13 protein-coding genes are annotated in these 17,598 nt (G+C 28.3%); 2 read left to right on the top strand and 11 right to left on the bottom strand.

Annotated features, from left to right (window positions below; translation table 11 throughout):
* Positions 1 to 72: 72 nt before the first annotated feature.
* From ACLGL0_RS00205 to ACLGL0_RS00160, 10 genes are all read right to left on the bottom strand, one after another.
* A complete protein-coding gene (locus ACLGL0_RS00205) occupies positions 73 to 1,125 on the bottom strand; it encodes a phosphate/phosphite/phosphonate ABC transporter substrate-binding protein (RefSeq protein ID WP_314557376.1) in 1,053 nt (350 codons plus the stop codon).
* A 159-nt stretch (positions 1,126 to 1,284) separates the two neighbouring features.
* Positions 1,285 to 1,926, bottom strand: coding sequence for a ComF family protein (locus ACLGL0_RS00200; protein WP_411013207.1), 642 nt, complete (start codon positions 1,924 to 1,926; stop codon positions 1,285 to 1,287).
* Positions 1,926 to 4,145: an SF1B family DNA helicase RecD2 gene (gene recD2, locus ACLGL0_RS00195; protein WP_411013206.1), complete on the bottom strand. Its 2,220-nt coding sequence runs from the start codon at positions 4,143 to 4,145 to the stop codon at positions 1,926 to 1,928. The genes ACLGL0_RS00200 and recD2 overlap by 1 nt, the downstream gene beginning before the upstream one ends.
* A gap of 51 nt (positions 4,146 to 4,196) precedes the next feature.
* Positions 4,197 to 5,459 (bottom strand): UDP-N-acetylglucosamine 1-carboxyvinyltransferase, encoded by a 1,263-nt coding sequence (murA, locus tag ACLGL0_RS00190; protein WP_411013205.1) that lies wholly within the window; start codon positions 5,457 to 5,459, stop codon positions 4,197 to 4,199.
* Between the two features lie 131 nt (positions 5,460 to 5,590).
* On the bottom strand, positions 5,591 to 7,420 hold the full coding sequence (typA, locus tag ACLGL0_RS00185) for a translational GTPase TypA (RefSeq protein WP_411013204.1): 1,830 nt from the start codon (positions 7,418 to 7,420) through the stop codon (positions 5,591 to 5,593).
* Between the two features lie 169 nt (positions 7,421 to 7,589).
* Positions 7,590 to 8,516: a lipoate--protein ligase gene (gene lplA / locus ACLGL0_RS00180; RefSeq protein WP_411013203.1), complete on the bottom strand. Its 927-nt coding sequence runs from the start codon at positions 8,514 to 8,516 to the stop codon at positions 7,590 to 7,592.
* A gap of 97 nt (positions 8,517 to 8,613) precedes the next feature.
* Complete coding sequence (gene lpdA, locus ACLGL0_RS00175) at positions 8,614 to 10,341, bottom strand: dihydrolipoyl dehydrogenase (protein WP_411013202.1); 1,728 nt, start codon at positions 10,339 to 10,341, stop codon at positions 8,614 to 8,616.
* 15 nt (positions 10,342 to 10,356) lie between these two features.
* Positions 10,357 to 11,394 (bottom strand): dihydrolipoamide acetyltransferase, encoded by a 1,038-nt coding sequence (locus ACLGL0_RS00170; RefSeq protein ID WP_411013201.1) that lies wholly within the window; start codon positions 11,392 to 11,394, stop codon positions 10,357 to 10,359.
* A 9-nt stretch (positions 11,395 to 11,403) separates the two neighbouring features.
* The gene (locus tag ACLGL0_RS00165; RefSeq protein WP_314557358.1) at positions 11,404 to 12,393 is read right to left on the bottom strand and encodes an alpha-ketoacid dehydrogenase subunit beta; all 990 of its coding nucleotides are present in this window, start codon (positions 12,391 to 12,393) and stop codon (positions 11,404 to 11,406) included.
* 22 nt (positions 12,394 to 12,415) lie between these two features.
* Positions 12,416 to 13,390, bottom strand: a complete 975-nt coding sequence (locus ACLGL0_RS00160; RefSeq protein ID WP_411013200.1) for a thiamine pyrophosphate-dependent dehydrogenase E1 component subunit alpha — start codon at positions 13,388 to 13,390, stop codon at positions 12,416 to 12,418.
* 236 nt (positions 13,391 to 13,626) lie between these two features.
* Between ACLGL0_RS00160 and ACLGL0_RS00155 the strand changes: the two genes are divergently transcribed.
* Both ACLGL0_RS00155 and ACLGL0_RS00150 read left to right on the top strand, forming a co-directional pair.
* Positions 13,627 to 15,069, top strand: a complete 1,443-nt coding sequence (locus ACLGL0_RS00155) for an ABC transporter substrate-binding protein (RefSeq protein WP_411013199.1) — start codon at positions 13,627 to 13,629, stop codon at positions 15,067 to 15,069.
* Positions 15,070 to 15,129: 60 nt separating this feature from the next.
* Positions 15,130 to 16,131, top strand: a complete 1,002-nt coding sequence (locus ACLGL0_RS00150) for an asparaginase (protein WP_411013198.1) — start codon at positions 15,130 to 15,132, stop codon at positions 16,129 to 16,131.
* A gap of 108 nt (positions 16,132 to 16,239) precedes the next feature.
* Here the strand turns inward: ACLGL0_RS00150 and ACLGL0_RS00145 are convergent, their stop codons facing one another.
* The gene (locus ACLGL0_RS00145; protein ID WP_233055397.1) at positions 16,240 to 17,583 is read right to left on the bottom strand and encodes a sodium-dependent transporter; all 1,344 of its coding nucleotides are present in this window, start codon (positions 17,581 to 17,583) and stop codon (positions 16,240 to 16,242) included.
* Positions 17,584 to 17,598: the final 15 nt, after the last annotated feature.

Here is a 17,598-nt window from a genome sequence, read left to right as displayed (position 1 = left end):
TCCATATAATATGTTTAAAAAAAGGAGAGATTTCTCTCTCCCTTTTTCTCACACAATTTAATTATTTCAACACTATTTCAATTTTTTTACTATTTCTTGAGCTTTAGCTTCATTATCATAATCAGAATCTTTTGCTGGTTGATAACCTTCATGACTATAAACTGCTATAACTTTCTTTCCTTCTGGAGTTTTAGCAATTTCAATCAATGCTTTTTCTAAAGCTTTTTTGAATTCAGGTGTTATATTTTTAGATTTCTTAGAAACACTAACAGTATCATTATAAATAGGAGTTGTAACGCCTATTAAATTTGTTTCTTCCCAAATTGATGCTGTTCTTCCATAATTTTCATTCCATTTCTTTTCTTGGTCAAGTCTAGCATCAGCATATGTGCAAAGTATATCTACTTGTCCTGAAGCAAGTCTTGCAAAAGCAGAACCGTATGAATCACTTAAAATTGCATTATTACCTAAATCTTTTATTGTTTTTCCAAAATTTTCATTTAACCATAAAGTTGGATAAATATATCCAGCAGGTGAAGTTGGATTCATTACACTCCATTTTAAGTCTTTAACATCATCCCATGTTAATTTTTCTCCTGCATTTACTTTTTTAGCAATTGCTTGACCTTTTTCTGATGGTCCAGCAATTATTAAAGCTCTATATGAAGTAACTTGATCTTCTGTTCTTTTAATAGGTTTTTGATCATTCCAAACTTTAGCAGAATCATCATTTACAGAAAGTCCTTTTCTAGTGGCTGTTAATAGAACTTCTGCTCCATCTCTATATAGTACATAAGTTCCAGCTGGGATAAATCCAACATCTAATGTTCCAGCATTAAGTCCTTCACCTACAGCTTCAAAGCTTGTTCCAACTGTAATTTCTACATTTTTAACGTCAAATCCTTCTTTTGCTAATTGTTCCTTTAATAATTGTTTTAAAGGTTCAGTAGCAGTAACTATTTCTGATGGTTCTCTTGAAGGTACAAAACCAATTGTTAATTTTTCGATTGAAGTTTTACCATCAGCAGTTTTATTAGCTTCTTTTTTAGAGCCACAGCCCACTAGAAGTCCTGCACTTAAAACAAGTGCTAAAGATGAAATTAAAATTCTTTTAAATATTTTCATAATTCCCCCGTATACTAGTTAAACATAAATTGTATGATTTACCATTATATTATATCATTTAAAATAATTGTTGACAATTAAATTATGACTTTAATTCAATTTTTTTAATGTTTTTAAAAATAAATCAGCAATTAATAATTAGTTACTTAATGCTAAAAATTAAAATACTCCACAAAGACATACAATCCAAACAAATTTACAATTAGATTTTCTTAATTCTTTATAACATTCTTCTACTGTTGCACCGCTTGTGTGTATATCATCAATCAATAAAACACTCTTACCACTTAAATCTCCATTAACACTAAAAGAATCTTTTAAATTAATACTTCTTTCTTCAAGAGTTAAAAAATGTTGAGATTTTGTATTTTTAATTTTATTTAAATCATTAAATATTGGTATATTTGAATATTTTGAAACCTCTTGTGCTAATAACTTCGAATGATTATATCCTCTTAATCGTATTTTCTTTTTACTTGAAGGCACATATGCTATTAAGTCTATGTCTTTTAATAGTGATTTATCTAAATTATCATATATTAATTTTCCAAAAGGCTTTTTGAGATATACTCCATTTTCGAATTTAAATTCTTTTATTTTTGACTTTATAATTCCAGAATAATAGAATATAATATCTTTTTTAAAACAATCCTCTCCAAAATCATTAAATATTTCTTTATCATATCTTCTAATTTTAGATATACAATCATCACATAAAAAAGAAGTTTTTATTAAATTTTCTTTACAAAAAAAACAATAATCTTCATTAAAAAAGAAACTTTTTAAAAAATTTTTAATCATTATAATAAATCCTCTACAAGCCCATAAAAATGTTGAATTCTTTTTTCTAAGTTTGAATATCTACTATTGATAGTATTATTTCTAATCATATTATTCATAACATTTTTATCACCAACTAAAACAATATTTTCCTTTGCCCTTGTTATAGCAGTATATAATAAATTTCTAGTTTGAAGTAGTTTATAACCATCAAACATTGGAATAATTACAGATTTAAACTCCGAACCTTGTGATTTATGTATTGTTATTGCATAAGCCAATTCTAAATTATCTAAATCCTCTAAACTATATTCAATTAATCTTTTATCATCCATTTCAACTGTCAATTTATTGCTTGATTCATCTATGAAAATTATATGTCCCATATCTCCATTATAAACACCAAAATTTTCTTCTCCTTCATCATCAACGAAAGATAAATTATAATTATTTTTAGTTTGCATAACTTTATCATTAACTCTAAATAGTTTATTTCCAACCAAAATTTCATCACTTGCTTCTGTTTTTGGATTTAAGATATCTTGTAATAACTTATTGAGTTCAAATACACCACAAATACCTTTTCTACTTTGTGTAAGAATTTGAATATCTTTAGAATAATCGTAACCATAAGCCTTTGGAAGTCTTCTACTTATCAAATCAACAACAACATTTCTAGTAATTGAAGGTGCATCAGTATTTAAAAAGAAAAAATCACTATTTTTTTCATTTAAAAGCGGTTCTTGACCATTATTAATTTTATGCGCGTTAACTATTATATTACTATTTTCGGATTGTCTAAAAATATCAATAAGCTTTGTATATTTTATCTTGTTAGAATTAATTAAATCTTTTAGCACATTTCCAGCTCCAACACTAGGAAGCTGATCAACATCTCCCACAATAATTAACTTTGTATTATCTTTAATTCCCCTTAATAATTTTTCAAAAAGTACTACATCTACCATACTCATCTCATCAATAATTATCAAATCAGTATCTAAAGGGTTATCTTCATTATATTCAAAATGTCCAATATCATCATAACTGCTTGGAATATAGCCTAACATTCTATGTATTGTTTTTGCTTCTATTCCAGTGGTTTCTTCTATTCTTTTTGCTGCTCTACCTGTTGGAGCGCAAAGTGATATATTATAACCATTTTCTAAAAATATTTTAGAAATAGTATTAATAATTGTGGTTTTTCCTGTTCCAGGTCCACCAGTTATAATTGAAATATTTTCTTCAAAACAAGATTTTATTGCATCTATTTGAATTTCTGATAATCTAATTAACTGGCTTTCTATAGATTTTTTTACTTCTTTTTCTATATTAAATAAAATTTTAAAATCCTCATTTAAAGCCATTTTAGCTAGTTTGCTCGCTATATAACTTTCAGAAATATATAGATAATCTAAATATATATTTGGCTCATCAAAAGAATTATCTACAACTATATCCGAAGACAATAACAAATTCATATATATCGGTTCAATTAAATCTTTTTCTATTCCTATTAATGATGAAACTTCCTCTGTAAGTTTGTCTTTGGGATAGTATACATGTCCAAAATTTATAGCTTTTTGAGTTAGAATGTAAATAATTGCTGATTCTATTCTATAAGGACTAGTTTTATCTAAATTGTTTTTTAAAGCTATTTCATCAGCTTTTAAAAAACCTATACCTTTTACATTTTTTATTAGTTTATATGGATTTTCATTTATAATTTCTAAAGTATCCTCCCTAAAAATACTATAGATTTTTTTTGATAAACTTAAACTAATACCTAATCCACTTAAATGAAATAAAATATTCTTACTAAATCTTAATTCTTCAACAGATTTTTTTATTTTTTCAATACTTTTCTTTCCAATACCTCTTACTTCAACTAGTCTATCAGTTTCATCAAATACTATATCTAAACTTTTCTTTCCAAATTTTTCAACAATATATCCAGCATTTTTAGGGCCTATTGTAGCAATAATTCCACTAGATAAATATCTTTCGATTTCAACTACAGAACTTGGAAGCATTTTTTTATAGGAAGTTACATTAAGTTGTTCACCATATTTGTTATCATAAGTAAATTCGCCCTCTAACTCTAAACTTTCTCCGATGTTAACAGAATCAAAAATTCCAACAATTTTTATTTCTCCATCACTTGTGTTTAAGTCAAAAACCGAGTAGCCATTATCTTCATTTATATATCTAACTTTTATAACCTCTCCTGTTAACTTCATAACTGCTCCTATATACAAATTTAGGAAACTAAAACTAGTTTCCTAAAATAATTAATCTTCTATTCTTTCGATATTTGCTCCTAATGATCTCATCTTTCCAACAAAGTCATTATATCCTCTATCAATATGATAAATATTTCCAATTGTTGTAGTGCCTTCAGCTACAAGTCCAGCTAAAACTAAAGCTGCACCAGCTCTTAAATCGGTAGCATTAACTTCAGCTCCAACAAGTTTTCTTACACCAGCTATTCTAGCCTCTTTACCACTAGTTGCTATAATAGCACCCATTTTACTAAGCTCGTCAACATGCATAAATCTATTTTCAAATACAGTTTCAGTAACTTTTGATTGATCTTCACATACGCATAAATAAGCCATAAATTGAGCTTGAACATCTGTTGGGAAACCAGGATAAGGTAATGTTTTAATATCTGTACCTTTAATCTTTTCTCCACCTTTTACAAAAATTGAATCTTCATCTTCATTTACAACAACATAGGCACCTGTTTCTTTTAATTTAGCAATAACAGGTTTAATATGATTTGAAATACAATTTTGAACTACAACTTTTCCTCCTGTAATAGCAGCAGCTATCATAAATGTAGCAGCTTCAATTCTATCAGGAATAATTGTATGAACTGTACCACCTAATTTTTCTACCCCTATAATTCTTATAGTAGAAGTTCCAGCTCCTGAAATTTTAGCTCCCATTTTATTTAAAAAGTTTCCTAAATCAACAATTTCAGGTTCTTTTGCTGCATTTTCAATTATAGTTTCACCTTTTGCTAAAGTTGCTGCCATCATAATGTTTTGAGTTGCCCCTACAGAAGGGAAATCTAAATATATAGTATCTCCATATAATTTTTCACATCTAGCAGAAATCTTATCTGGTTCTTCTTCAATTAATGCACCTAAAATTTTAAATCCTTTTAAATGCAAGTCAATAGGACGAGAACCTATTGCACATCCACCTGGCAAGAATGCATCCGCTCTTCCAAATCTTGCTAATAATGGACCCATTACTAAAAATGAAGCTCTCATCTTTTCCATTAAACTTCTATCAGTCACAAAAGAATTTATTTTACTTGAATCAATAGAAACTCTATTTTCAGATAAAAATTCAACTTTTGCCCCTAAACTTTCTAATACTTTTAAAATAATTTTAACATCTACTAGATTAGGAACATCTTCAAGAACGATTGGTTCTGTTCCTAAAAGTGAGGCAGCAATAATTGGAAGTGCCGCATTCTTTGCTCCATCTATTTTTACAGTTCCCTCTAAAGGGCCACTTTTTCTTACTAATATCTTAGGCAAACAAATCCCTCCTAAATATCTATAATTTATAATATTTTAATTTTCAACAACTAAATCAATCTTTTATAACAATAAATTTTGTCATATATTTACTTATATTTATTATACCACATTTACACAATATTTATAAGCTATTTATTATTTTTCTTAGATTTATATCTTAATTGTGAATCTAATATTTTTTTTCTCATTCTTAAACTTTGAGGTGTTACTTCAATATATTCATCACTTTCAATAAATTCTAACATTTCTTCCAAACTCATAATCTTTGGAGGGCTTAGTTTTAATGCATCATCAGAAGCAGAGGATCTAATATTTGTTTGTTGTTTCTTTTTACAAACATTAACTTCAATATCTAATCCTTTAGCATTTGACCCTACAACCATTCCTTCATAAACTTCAGCTTGAGGAGAAATAAATAATGTTCCTCTTTCTTGAGCTGAATTTAATCCGTAAGCAGTTGCTACGCCAGTTTCAAAACAAATCAATGAACCAACATTTCTTGTTGGAATTTCTCCCTTAAATGGTTCATATGCTTTAAATTCTGTATTTAATGTTCCACTACCTCTAGTATCAGTCAAAAATTCTGAACGATATCCAATAAGGCCTCTAGCAGGAATATTAAAAATAAGTCTTGTATATCCTGCTTGTGAAGGATTCATATTTATCAAATCAGCTTTTCTTTGTCCTAATTTTTCAATAACTGATCCTACGAATTCTTGATCAACATCAATAGTCACTGTTTCTATAGGTTCTAATAGTTTACCATTTTCATCTTTTTTGTAAAGAACTTCAGGTTTTGAAACTTGGAATTCATATCCTTCTCTTCTCATATTTTCTATTAAAACTGAAAGATGAAGTTCTCCTCTTCCTGAAACTCTAAAACTATCAGTTGAATCTGTATCTTCAACTCTTAAACTTACATCTGTTTCTAATTCTTTATAAAGTCTTGAACGTATTTGTCTACTTGTAACAAATTTTCCTTCTTTTCCTGCAAATGGTGAATTATTCACTATAAAATTCATTGCAAGAGTTGGTTCTGAAATTTTAACAAAAGGAAGCGGTGTTGGATCTTCTATTGAACATAGTGTATCCCCAATACTAATTCCTTCTACACCTGTTACAGCAATTATATTACCTACAGATGAGCTTTCAACTTCTTTTCTAGATAAATTTTCAAACTCATATATTTTTGTAATTTTTATCTTTTTATTTATACTGCTATCATTATAGTTTACAATTACAGCATCATCTCCAAGTTTAACACTACCACTTTCTATTTTACCAATACCTATTCTTCCTACATACTCATTATAATCAGTTGTAGAAATAAGTAATTTAAAAGGAGCATTTTCATCACCAACTGGTGCTGGAATATAATCAACAATAACATCTAATAGAGTTTTCATATCTTCTGTTTTATTGTTAAAATCCATAGTTGCATATCCTGCTCTTGCAGACGCAAAAACAAAAGGACTTTCTAAATAATCTTCTGAAGCATCTAGTTGTATGAATAAATCTAAAACTTCATCTACAACTTCTTCACATCTAGCTTCTGGTCTATCAATTTTATTTATACAAATTATTGTAGGTAATTTAAGTTCAAATGCTTTTCTCAATACAAATTTTGTTTGAGGCATAGGTCCTTCAAACGCATCTACTACTAAAATAACACCATTAGCCATCTTTAAAACACGTTCAACTTCTCCACCAAAATCAGCATGTCCCGGAGTGTCAATTACATTAATTTTAACTCCTTTATAATCAATTGCAGTATTTTTCGAAAGAATTGTAATTCCTCTTTCTCTTTCTATATCATTTGAGTCCATTACTCTTTCTTTAACATCTTGGTTTTCTCTAAAAACACCGCTACTTTTTAATAAACAATCTACTAAAGTAGTCTTGCCATGGTCAACGTGAGCAATAATCGCTACATTTCTTATGTTTTCAATATTTTTCATATACTTTCCTTTCTATAATTAAATCCAACGCATAACGATTTATTATAGCATATATTATTAAAAAAGTAAATAAAACAGTTGATTTTATGCACTTTTTTATAAAATAAAAAAAAAGCAATTCTATTAGAATTGCTCAATTATATATTTTTAGTACTTATAATTTACTTATTTAAATATCACAAAGCATTTTAGAATAAATATCATCTATATTTAATAAATCTAATTTATTCTTTATTTCTTCATACTCAAAATAAATTCCTATTAAACTATCATATTTATTATCATTTCCAATATTAATATTTTTAATTCTTCCGCTATCTATTTCAACAGTAAATTTTTTTTCTTCATCTAAAATAAAGATACTTTTAGGAGATTGTCCATATATCCAATCTTTTGTAGCATATTTATCATTTTTAATTTTTTCAATATTATTAATATCTTCATTTGTTAATTCATATAGTTCAAATCTATCTTGAGTTTTTAGTATTTCATTCTTTAATTTTTCTAAAAAATCTGAAATATCATATTCTAATTTTGAAATGTCTTTTAAGTTTGCAACACTACTTTTTACTGACTTAGCTGATTTTGAAATTACCTTTTTATTATTGACATTTAAAGCATTTCTTAATTTATCTAAATTACTATCAAACAGGATACAACCATGATGTAAAACTCTTTTCTTTCTCATAAACTCTGAATGTCCACAAATTTTCTTATCCTGTACTCTAAAGTCATTTCTTGGAGAAATATAAGCATCAACATTCAAATTCAAAAGTGCATTATACATCGGCTTCAATAATTCCTTAAAATCAAGTGCAGTATCTCCCGTTGTATTTGTTATGTAAGTATAATTAAGATTTCCAAAATCGTGAACAACTGTTCCACCACCGGAGATTCTTCTTGCAATTTTAATATTATTTTCAAAACAGTATTTCATATTTAATTCTTCAATTAAATTCTGATGTTTTCCTATGACAACAGATGGTTCATTTATCCATAACATAAAGACTTCATCTTCTTTAAATTTTTCAAAGATATACTCTTCTAAAGCTAAATTAAAATATACATCTGTAATTTTATTTTTAATAAAAATCATAATTTCTCCTCAATTCCAAAAGTATTAAAAATATTTTATCATATTCATTAAAAAAAGGATAGAATTTCTATCCTTTTTCAAATAAATTTTATATTTTTTACTTTTTAGGTAAATGTACACTAACTCCTTCAACATCTGCAATAGCTTCATATATTGCTTCTGAGAATGTTGGATGTCCAAATACCATTTTTATTGCTTCTTCAACAATAACTTCTGATTGCATTAAAACTGAAACTTCATTAATCAATTCTGATGCTCTTGGTCCAACAATATGAGCTCCTAAGATTTCTCCATATCTTGCATCAGAAATAATTTTAACCATTCCTGATGAATCTCCATGAGCTAAAGCTCTACCATTTGCTCCATAATTAAATTTACCAACTTTTACATCATAAGATTTTTTTGCTTCTTCTTCAGTTAAACCTACACTACCAATTTCAGGATATGTGTAAATTGCTCTCGGAATAATATTATTATTGTACTTATCTGATTTACCTTCAACTATTTCTGAAGCAGCAATATCTCCCATTTTAAATGCAGCATGTGCAAGAAGATTTTTACCGTTAACATCTCCTGTTACATAAATATTCTTTAAACTTGATTGCATTTTATCATTTGCTACAACATTGTCATTAGAAATTTCAAGTTTTACATCTTTTAATGCAGTTAAATCAGCTTCTCTAGTTGTAACTAAAATAACTTTTCCACTTGCAACTTCTTCTGAACCAGCTAATACTTTTTCTCCAGAAATTTCTGTAATTTCTTTACCAAAGATAAATTTAATTCCAGATTTTTCTAAAGACTTGATTAAGATTGAAGAAACTTCTGAATCAACAACTTCAATTGCAGAATTCTTTCTTTCAACAACAGTTACTTTACTTCCGAAAGAACTGAATATTTGAGCCATTTCAACTCCAATATAATCTGCTCCAATTATTACTAATGATTCCGGTGCTTCTTTTAAATCTAATGCTTCATCAGTATCTATAACATTTGAATTATCTGATCCTTTAATATTTTTAACACATTTAGAACCACCAGCAAAAATTATTGAACCACATACAAGTTCTTTTCCGCTTTCTAAAGTAACATTTCCATTTGAATTAATAAAAGCTGTTTCTTTAAACATTTCTACTGAATTGCTCTTTAATAAGAATTCAACTCCAGCAGTAAGTTTCTTAACTATAGAATTTTTGAATTTTAAAGCCTTTGCAACGTCAACAGTAGCATTATCATTTTCTAAAATGATTCCTCTCTTACTTGACGCTTTAATTCTTTCTATATCTTCAACATTTTGTAGATAAGTTTTAGCTGGTATACATCCTCTATTTAAGCAAGTACCACCAAATTTGTTATTTTCTGCTATTGCAACTTTTGCTCCTTTTTGGGCAGCTTTAATCGCTGAATAATATCCAGCAGGACCAGCGCCGATTACAACAACATCATATTCACCATCTTTTAATTCTTTTTTAGCTTCTGCTTTAACTTCAGTTGTTTTTTCTTCTGGTTGTGCTTTAACTTCTTCCTTAGCAACTTCTTTAACTTCTTCTTTAACAGGTGCTGAAGCAGTTTCAGGAATAACATCTCCTTCGTCTCCAATATAGGCAATAGTTGTTATAACTGGAACAATTTCTCCATCATGTTTTAAAATTTTAAGCAAAGTTCCTGAAGCTTCGGCTTCAATTTCCATATTAACCTTATCAGTCATAATTTCTAAAATTATTTCTCCGGCTTCAACTTTGTCTCCCTCTTTTTTAAGCCATTTTACAATTTGGCCTTCTTCCATTTCACTACCAGCTTTTGGCATTATTATTTCTGTTAACATAATTTTCTCCTCACACTAAACTAAAATTGAAATAGGATTTTCTAAATAATTTTTCAATGTATTTAAAAACTTCGCAGCTTCCATTCCATCAACGACTCTATGATCTACTGTAATTGATAATTTCATAATAGGTCTTATAGTTATTTCTCCATTTACTACAACTGGTTTATCAACAGTCGCACTAACACCTAATATAGCACTATTAGGTTGATTTATAATTGGAGCAAAAGAATCTATACCAAACATACCTAAGTTACTGATAGTAAATGTACTATCTTCTAATTCTTCTGACTCTAATTTCATTTCAACAGCTTTCTTAGTTAAGTCTTTTAATGAAATCATAAGTTCTCTTAAACTCATTTTTTCAGCATTTTTAACAACTGGTGTTAAAAGTCCATTTTCAAGTCCAACAGCCATAGCAAGATTTACATACTTATGAAGTAAAATCTTTGTTCCATCAGCTGATAAGCTACAATTTACATATGGATGTTTTACTAAACTCTTAACTGTTGCTAATGAAATTATATCTGTAATTGTAAGTTTGTATCCTGTTTCATCAATAAGTTGTTGCATAATATTTGCTCTTAAGTTTTTAACTTCAGTCATATCAACTTCAATATTCGCTACAAAAACAGGTGCTGTAAAATAGCTTTCACTCATTCTCTTAGCAACAGTTCTTCTCATCATTGACATTGGAACTTCTTCAACTTCACCATATGATTTTTTAATTTCTTGAGTTTCAACAACTTGTTCTTCAACAGCATTTTCTGTAGAAATTACATCTTTATTTGCTAAGAATTCTAAAATATCATCTTTTAATATTTTTCCGTTAACTCCTGTTCCAGTTACATTAGTCAAATCAACACCTTCAACTTCTGCAATCTTCTTTGCAAGAGATGAAACTTTTATTATTCCAAAATTTTTAAAGTTTAGAACATCTTCTTTTTGAATTCTTCCCTTTGGACCTGTTCCTTTTAGCAATGATAAGTCGATATTATTTTGCTTAGATAAAAATCTTGCAACTGGTGTTGCTCTAAATTTTATATCAGACATAATTTCCTCCTATCTATTAACTGCTTTTCTTAAAGTATTTTTAATATCTTCAACACTTGGTACGACTACCGCTTCTAAGTTTTTAGCAGAAGGAATATTTGTATCAGCTCCTGCAACTCTGTAGATTGGTGCATCTAAATAATCAAAAGCATCACTTTCAGCAATTCTTGCTGCAATTTCTCCACCAAATCCACCTGTTTTAAATGAATCATGACAAAGAACAAGTCTTCCTGTTTTCTTAACTGATTCAACTATTAATTCTTCATCTAAAGGTACTAATGTAATTGGGTCAACAACTTCTACACTAATTCCTTCAGCTTTTAATTCTTCAGCAGCTTGTAAAGCTCTTTCTAACATTCTTCCCCAAGAAACTAAAGTTACATCTTTTCCTTCAACTTTAACTTCACCTTTTCCGATTTCAACTATTTCTCCAATCTTAACTTCTCCCTTTCTACCAAAAAGAGCTTTAGGTTCTATGAAAATAACTGGGTTATTATCTCTTACAGAAGCTTTTAAAATTCCATAAGCGTCATTTACTGTTCCAGGTGCAACTACTTTTAGTCCAGGAATATGGCAGAACCATGCTTCAAGAGCTTTACTGTGTTGAGCTGCAGCTCCTGTACCTGAACCTGATGCACAACGATAAACAACAGGTACACTAACTTCTCCACCTAACATATATCTCATTGGAGCAGCTTCATTTACTATAGCATCCATTGCTATTGTAACAAAATCCATAAAAGTTATATCAACAATAGGACGCATTCCTACTGATGCAGCTCCTGCAGCAGCTCCTGCTATAGCAGCTTCACTTATAGGACAATCTCTAACTCTTTCTTCTCCAAATTCTTCAAGCATTCCGACAGTAGTTCCGAAATCTCCTCCGAAAATACCAACATCTTCTCCCATTAAAAAAACATTTTCATCTCTACGCATTTCTTCGGACATTGCTTCTTTTATTGCTTCACGCAAAGTCATAATCTTTATTTCACTAGCCATAATCTTCTCCTATTAAATAATATTAAGCATAATTGTCAGTACAAGCATCTTTTTCATCTGCTAAAGGTGATTCCTTAGCAAAAGTTATTGCATCAGCGATTACTTTCTTTACACTTTCATCCATTTCATCAAGTTCTTTTTCAGTCGCAACTTTATTATCAATTAAATATTTTTTAAATGCAACATTTGGATCTTTTTCTTTCCATGCATCAACTTCAGCTTTATCTCTATATTTTCCAGCATCTGAAGCAGAGTGTCCAAACCATCTATAACTTTTAGCTTCTACTAAAACAGGTCCATTACCTTCTCTAGCATATTCAATTGCTTCACTCATTGCATCGTATACATCTAATACATTATTTCCATCTTCAACATAAATTGATTTTACTTTATAAGCCTCTGCTCTATCAACAACTCTATCAACAGTCATTGATCTTTGTTGAGACATTGAAATACCATAATTATTATTAATTACATAAAATACTAATGGTAATTTCCAAATTGACGCCATATTTAAACATTCATGAAAACTTCCTTCATTTGTAGCACTTTCACCCATACAACAAACAACAACATTTCCTGTTTTCTTCATTTTTTGAGCAAGAGCTGCACCAGTACTTAAACCGTGTCCACCACCAACAATACCATTACATCCCATATTGTTTACTTCTAAGTTGTAAAGGTGCATACTACCTCCACGACCTTTACATTGTCCAGTTGCTTTCCCTAAGATTTCGGCCATCATTTTATTTATATCTATACCTTTTGCAATTGTTTGACCATGTCCTCTATGATTTGAATACATTAAATCTTCTTTTCTCATTGGGTATATTGCACCAACATTGGCTGCTTCTTCTCCTACAGAATAATGTGTCATTCCGTGGATAAATCCTCTTGAATATAATTTACTAAGTTCCATATCAAAATGTCTTATAAGTAACATTTTATCATACATTTCCAAAAGTTCTTTTTTTGTTAATTTTTTTGAATTACTCACTACAAACCTCCATAATTTAATCTCAAAATTATTATTTTGTAATTACTATTTACCTCGCCCTTAATATTATATATCAAGACTTATTAATTTTTTTAACAAATTTTTTTATAAATGTAATATCTGTGATTTAAATCACGATAACATTCAATTTTTTTATTACTTTTTTGTAATTATTTAATTTTTTATACAATTATGATAAAATATATATGTTACACAAATTTTATAAGGAGAAAAGTATGAGAAAATTTTCAAGAGTATTTTTTATTTTTTTCACTTTATTATTAGTTTCTTGTTCAACTAATAAAAAAGAAAAAGATGTTGATAATATAAAAATTCCAAGTACTGAAATAGTAACCGCAATAAAAAAACAAGAATATAATTTAGATCCAAGATTTTCAAACGATATTAATACTGATGCCTTAATATCACAACTTTTTGAAGGGCTAACTGAATATTCTGCCCATGGTAAAATAGCATTAAATCAAGCAGAAAAAATTGAGAAAAGCGAAGATTTTATGAAATGGACAATTAAACTTAGAGATAATCTAAAATGGTCTGATGGAACAGATATAACAGCTGAAGATTATGTTGAATCATGGTTGAGTATTTTAAATTATGAAAACAAAAATCCAAATGCATATAAGCTATTTTTTATAAAAGATGCTAAAAAACTATACGACTTAAAACTAAAACTTAAAGATTTTTCAGGATTAAAAATATTGGATAAATATACAATTGAAGTAAATATGGAATATCCTGTTAAAAACTTTGATGAAATACTATCTAATGTTTTTATGTTCCCTATTAAAAAAGATAGTATTATTGATGTAAACAATCTTATAACGAATAGCGCTTTTAAAATTAAAAGTTATGGTGATGAAGAGATAGTTTTGGAACAAAACGAAAATTACTGGGATAATGTAAATACAAAAATAAAAAAAATAACTCTAAAATTAGTAGAAAATGAGATTTTAGCCTATCACCTATTTGACTTAGAACAAGTCGACTTCTTTGGACTTCCATTTTATGAAATCCCATACGAAAGACGACTTGATTCAAGTAAGAAACCTGAACTATTAAACTTCAATACAAATATTTTTGAATTTTTAAAGTTAAATACAGATAATAAATTTTTAAATAATCCAACTTTAAGAAAAAATTTAAATGAATTAATAGATTCTAAGTTTTTAGCAGAATTTATTTTGTATAACAATTCAACACCATTTACTCAAAAAGAAGAACTTAATTCAGAAAAAATTTCAAAATTAAAAAATGAAGTTGAAGAGATTATAAAAAAATCAAATTTAGAAAATGAGATTCTCACGTTAAGCAATAATGGGACTAAATTATCCGAAAGAATTATAGCTTCACTATCCAAAGAATGGATTGATAAATATAAAATTAAAGTTAGTATAAAAAACGAAGGCGAATCTGAAATAATTCATTCAACATTTAGTATGGGTACTACTGATGATTTAGATATAAAATACTTTATAAATCATTTTTTACAAAATGACGATTTTTCAAAGATGTATACATCCATTGATGATATTTCCAGAGACAATCTGATTTTTCCATTATATAAACGTTCATTTTCAGTTCTTGTTCACAAAAATGTTCAAGGCTTACATGTAAGCCCAAATGGATTATTATTAATAAAAAATATTATTAAAAAATAATTATTTTATCAGTTGTGATATAATATAACTGATTGAAAATATAATATAGGAGCTTAACTTATGAAAAAAATTTTATTAATTTCTACTGGTGGAACAATAGCTTCAATGCCAACAGATGGAGGCTTAACACCTCAAATCAATTCAAGTAAATTACTTGAATACTTAAATTTTACAAAACTTGATTTTGAAATAGAAACTATAAACCTGTTAAATGTAGATTCAACAGATATGCAACCTGAACATTGGTTAAAAATTAAAGATGCAATAAAAGATAATTATGATAAATATGATGGTTTTGTTATTACACATGGAACCGATACAATGGCATACACCGCATCAGCATTATCTTATTTAATACAAAATAGTCAAAAACCCATTGTATTAACGGGTTCACAAAAATCAATAGATATGCATATAACTGATGCTAAGAATAATTTGTTAAATAGTCTAGTGTATGCATCTAAAAGCACATCAAAAGGTGTTAGCATAGTATTTGATGGTAAGGTAATTTCTGGAACAAGAGCTAGGAAAGAAAGAACAAAAAGTTTTGATGCATTTTCATCTGTAAATTTCCCTTTCCTTGCAATTATGCATGATGAAAAAATATTTAGATATATAAATAGTGATGATTCTAATGAAGAAGTAAAATTTTACGATTCATTAAATACAAATGTATTTGTATTAAAATTAATACCTTCAATGACTGCAAAAATTCTACCAGAAATTTTCAAAAACTATGATGCAATAATAATCGAAAGTTTTGGTGTTGGTGGAATCCCTAAGGCAATAGAAACTGAATTAAAAAAATTAGTTGAAGAATATAATAATCAAAAAACAATAATAATGACAACTCAAGTTCCACAAGAAGGATCAGATGTAAGTGTTTATGAAGTTGGAAAAAGAATTAGTTCAATTTCATATTTAGAATCTCAAAATATGACAACTGAAGCTACAGTTACAAAGATTATGTGGATTTTAGGTAATTTTGACAATGACTTTGAAACAGTAAAAAAATTATTCTATACTAGAATAAATAACGATATGATTTTCAACGAAATTTAAAACAAAAAAGTTTGTTCAAATCGAACAAACTTTTTTATTTTGCGATAAAAAACTCAGGCTGTATGCCTGAGTCTTTTTATAAATTTTATAGGTGAGCTGTGTACTCAATTAAAATATTCCTAATCCTGTAACAAATATAATTATTAATACTATTGGTAATAGATAAGCTATTGGTTTAAAGAATGATGGAACTCTTAAGCCTTTTGCTCCAACGTTAACTTCTTCTTTAAAGTTATCAAATTTCCAAACAAATAATACATAAAGAATTAATGCTATTGCACCAAGAGGCATCATAATATTTCCTGATAGATAATCTGCAAAGTCAAATAAATTCTTTCCTAAAACTTTAACTCCACTCATTATATTTAATCCAAATATTGTTGAAAGTCCTACTACGAAGATTGATACTAAAGCGTAGATTGTACCTTTTGCTCTTGATAATTTCATCATATCTGAGAATGATGCACTAATTGGTTCTAAATATCCTAATGCACTTGATAATGCTGCAAAGAACATTAATAAGAAGAACATAAATCCGAACACTTGTCCAAATGGCATATTCATAAATACATTTGACATTGTTACAAATAATAAGTTAGAACCGGAATCTGGTTTTAATCCTAATGCAAATACTGCAGGGAATGTTGCAAAACCAGCAATTAAAGCTGCTAATGTATCAAATCCAACTACCATTAATCCGTCTTCAGGAATATTAGAATCTTTCTTTAAGTATGAACCATATACAAATGCTCCACCACTTGCTATACCAACTGAGAAGAAACATTGTCCTAATGCAGTAAGGAATGTTTGAGGTGTTACTTTAGAGAAGTCAACATTTAAATACCATTTAATACCTTCTGCTGCTCCTGGTAATGTAACGGATCTAATAACTACTGTAATCAACATTATGAATAATGCTGGCATCATAAATTTACAAGCTTTTTCAAGACCTGAATTTAAATTTTTAGCAGCTATTACACCTATTATTACTGTACAAACAAATGTCCAGAATAATAATTGAGTTGGGCTAGCCATCAAATCATTGAAACTAGCTGTATATTGTTCTGCAGTAAATCCTTTCATGGATCCTGTAATCATCTTAACAATATAAGCCATTATCCAACCCATAATATTTATGTAATAAGTTAAAATAAAAAATGCACTTAAAACTCCAAGCCAACCAAAACTTACCCAAGGGCTACCTTTTTTAGTTAGTTTTCTCATACCAACGATTGGACTTGACATTGCTTTTCTACCTAAAGCAACTTCCATATAAAATAGAGGAACACCAATTAATACACAAATAGCTAAGTAAATTAATACAAATGCTCCACCACCATTTGTTCCAACTAAGTAAGGAAATCTCCATACATTTCCTAATCCTATTGAAAAACCTGCTGCTGCCATTATATAACCGAATCGGCTGTTCCAATTACTTCTATTTTCTTCCATAAATTTATCCTCCTA

This window comes from Parvimonas pharyngis (assembly GCF_046569675.1).
GTDB lineage: Bacteria > Bacillota > Clostridia > Tissierellales > Peptoniphilaceae > Parvimonas.
Note: the sequence above shows the minus strand (reverse complement) of the source record. Positions and strands in the feature narration are given on the sequence as shown.

Coding starts and splice junctions, on each gene's coding strand:
- recD2 (WP_411013206.1), bottom strand. CDS start 4,145: ATGAAGTTAACAGGAGAGGTTATAAAAGTTAGATATATAAATGAAGAT.
- ACLGL0_RS00155 (WP_411013199.1), top strand. CDS start 13,627: ATGAGAAAATTTTCAAGAGTATTTTTTATTTTTTTCACTTTATTATTA.
- lplA (WP_411013203.1), bottom strand. CDS start 8,516: ATGATTTTTATTAAAAATAAAATTACAGATGTATATTTTAATTTAGCT.
- ACLGL0_RS00145 (WP_233055397.1), bottom strand. CDS start 17,583: ATGGAAGAAAATAGAAGTAATTGGAACAGCCGATTCGGTTATATAATG.
- ACLGL0_RS00200 (WP_411013207.1), bottom strand. CDS start 1,926: ATGATTAAAAATTTTTTAAAAAGTTTCTTTTTTAATGAAGATTATTGT.
- ACLGL0_RS00205 (WP_314557376.1), bottom strand. CDS start 1,125: ATGAAAATATTTAAAAGAATTTTAATTTCATCTTTAGCACTTGTTTTA.
- typA (WP_411013204.1), bottom strand. CDS start 7,420: ATGAAAAATATTGAAAACATAAGAAATGTAGCGATTATTGCTCACGTT.
- lpdA (WP_411013202.1), bottom strand. CDS start 10,341: ATGTTAACAGAAATAATAATGCCAAAAGCTGGTAGTGAAATGGAAGAA.
- ACLGL0_RS00170 (WP_411013201.1), bottom strand. CDS start 11,394: ATGTCTGATATAAAATTTAGAGCAACACCAGTTGCAAGATTTTTATCT.
- ACLGL0_RS00150 (WP_411013198.1), top strand. CDS start 15,130: ATGAAAAAAATTTTATTAATTTCTACTGGTGGAACAATAGCTTCAATG.
- ACLGL0_RS00165 (WP_314557358.1), bottom strand. CDS start 12,393: ATGGCTAGTGAAATAAAGATTATGACTTTGCGTGAAGCAATAAAAGAA.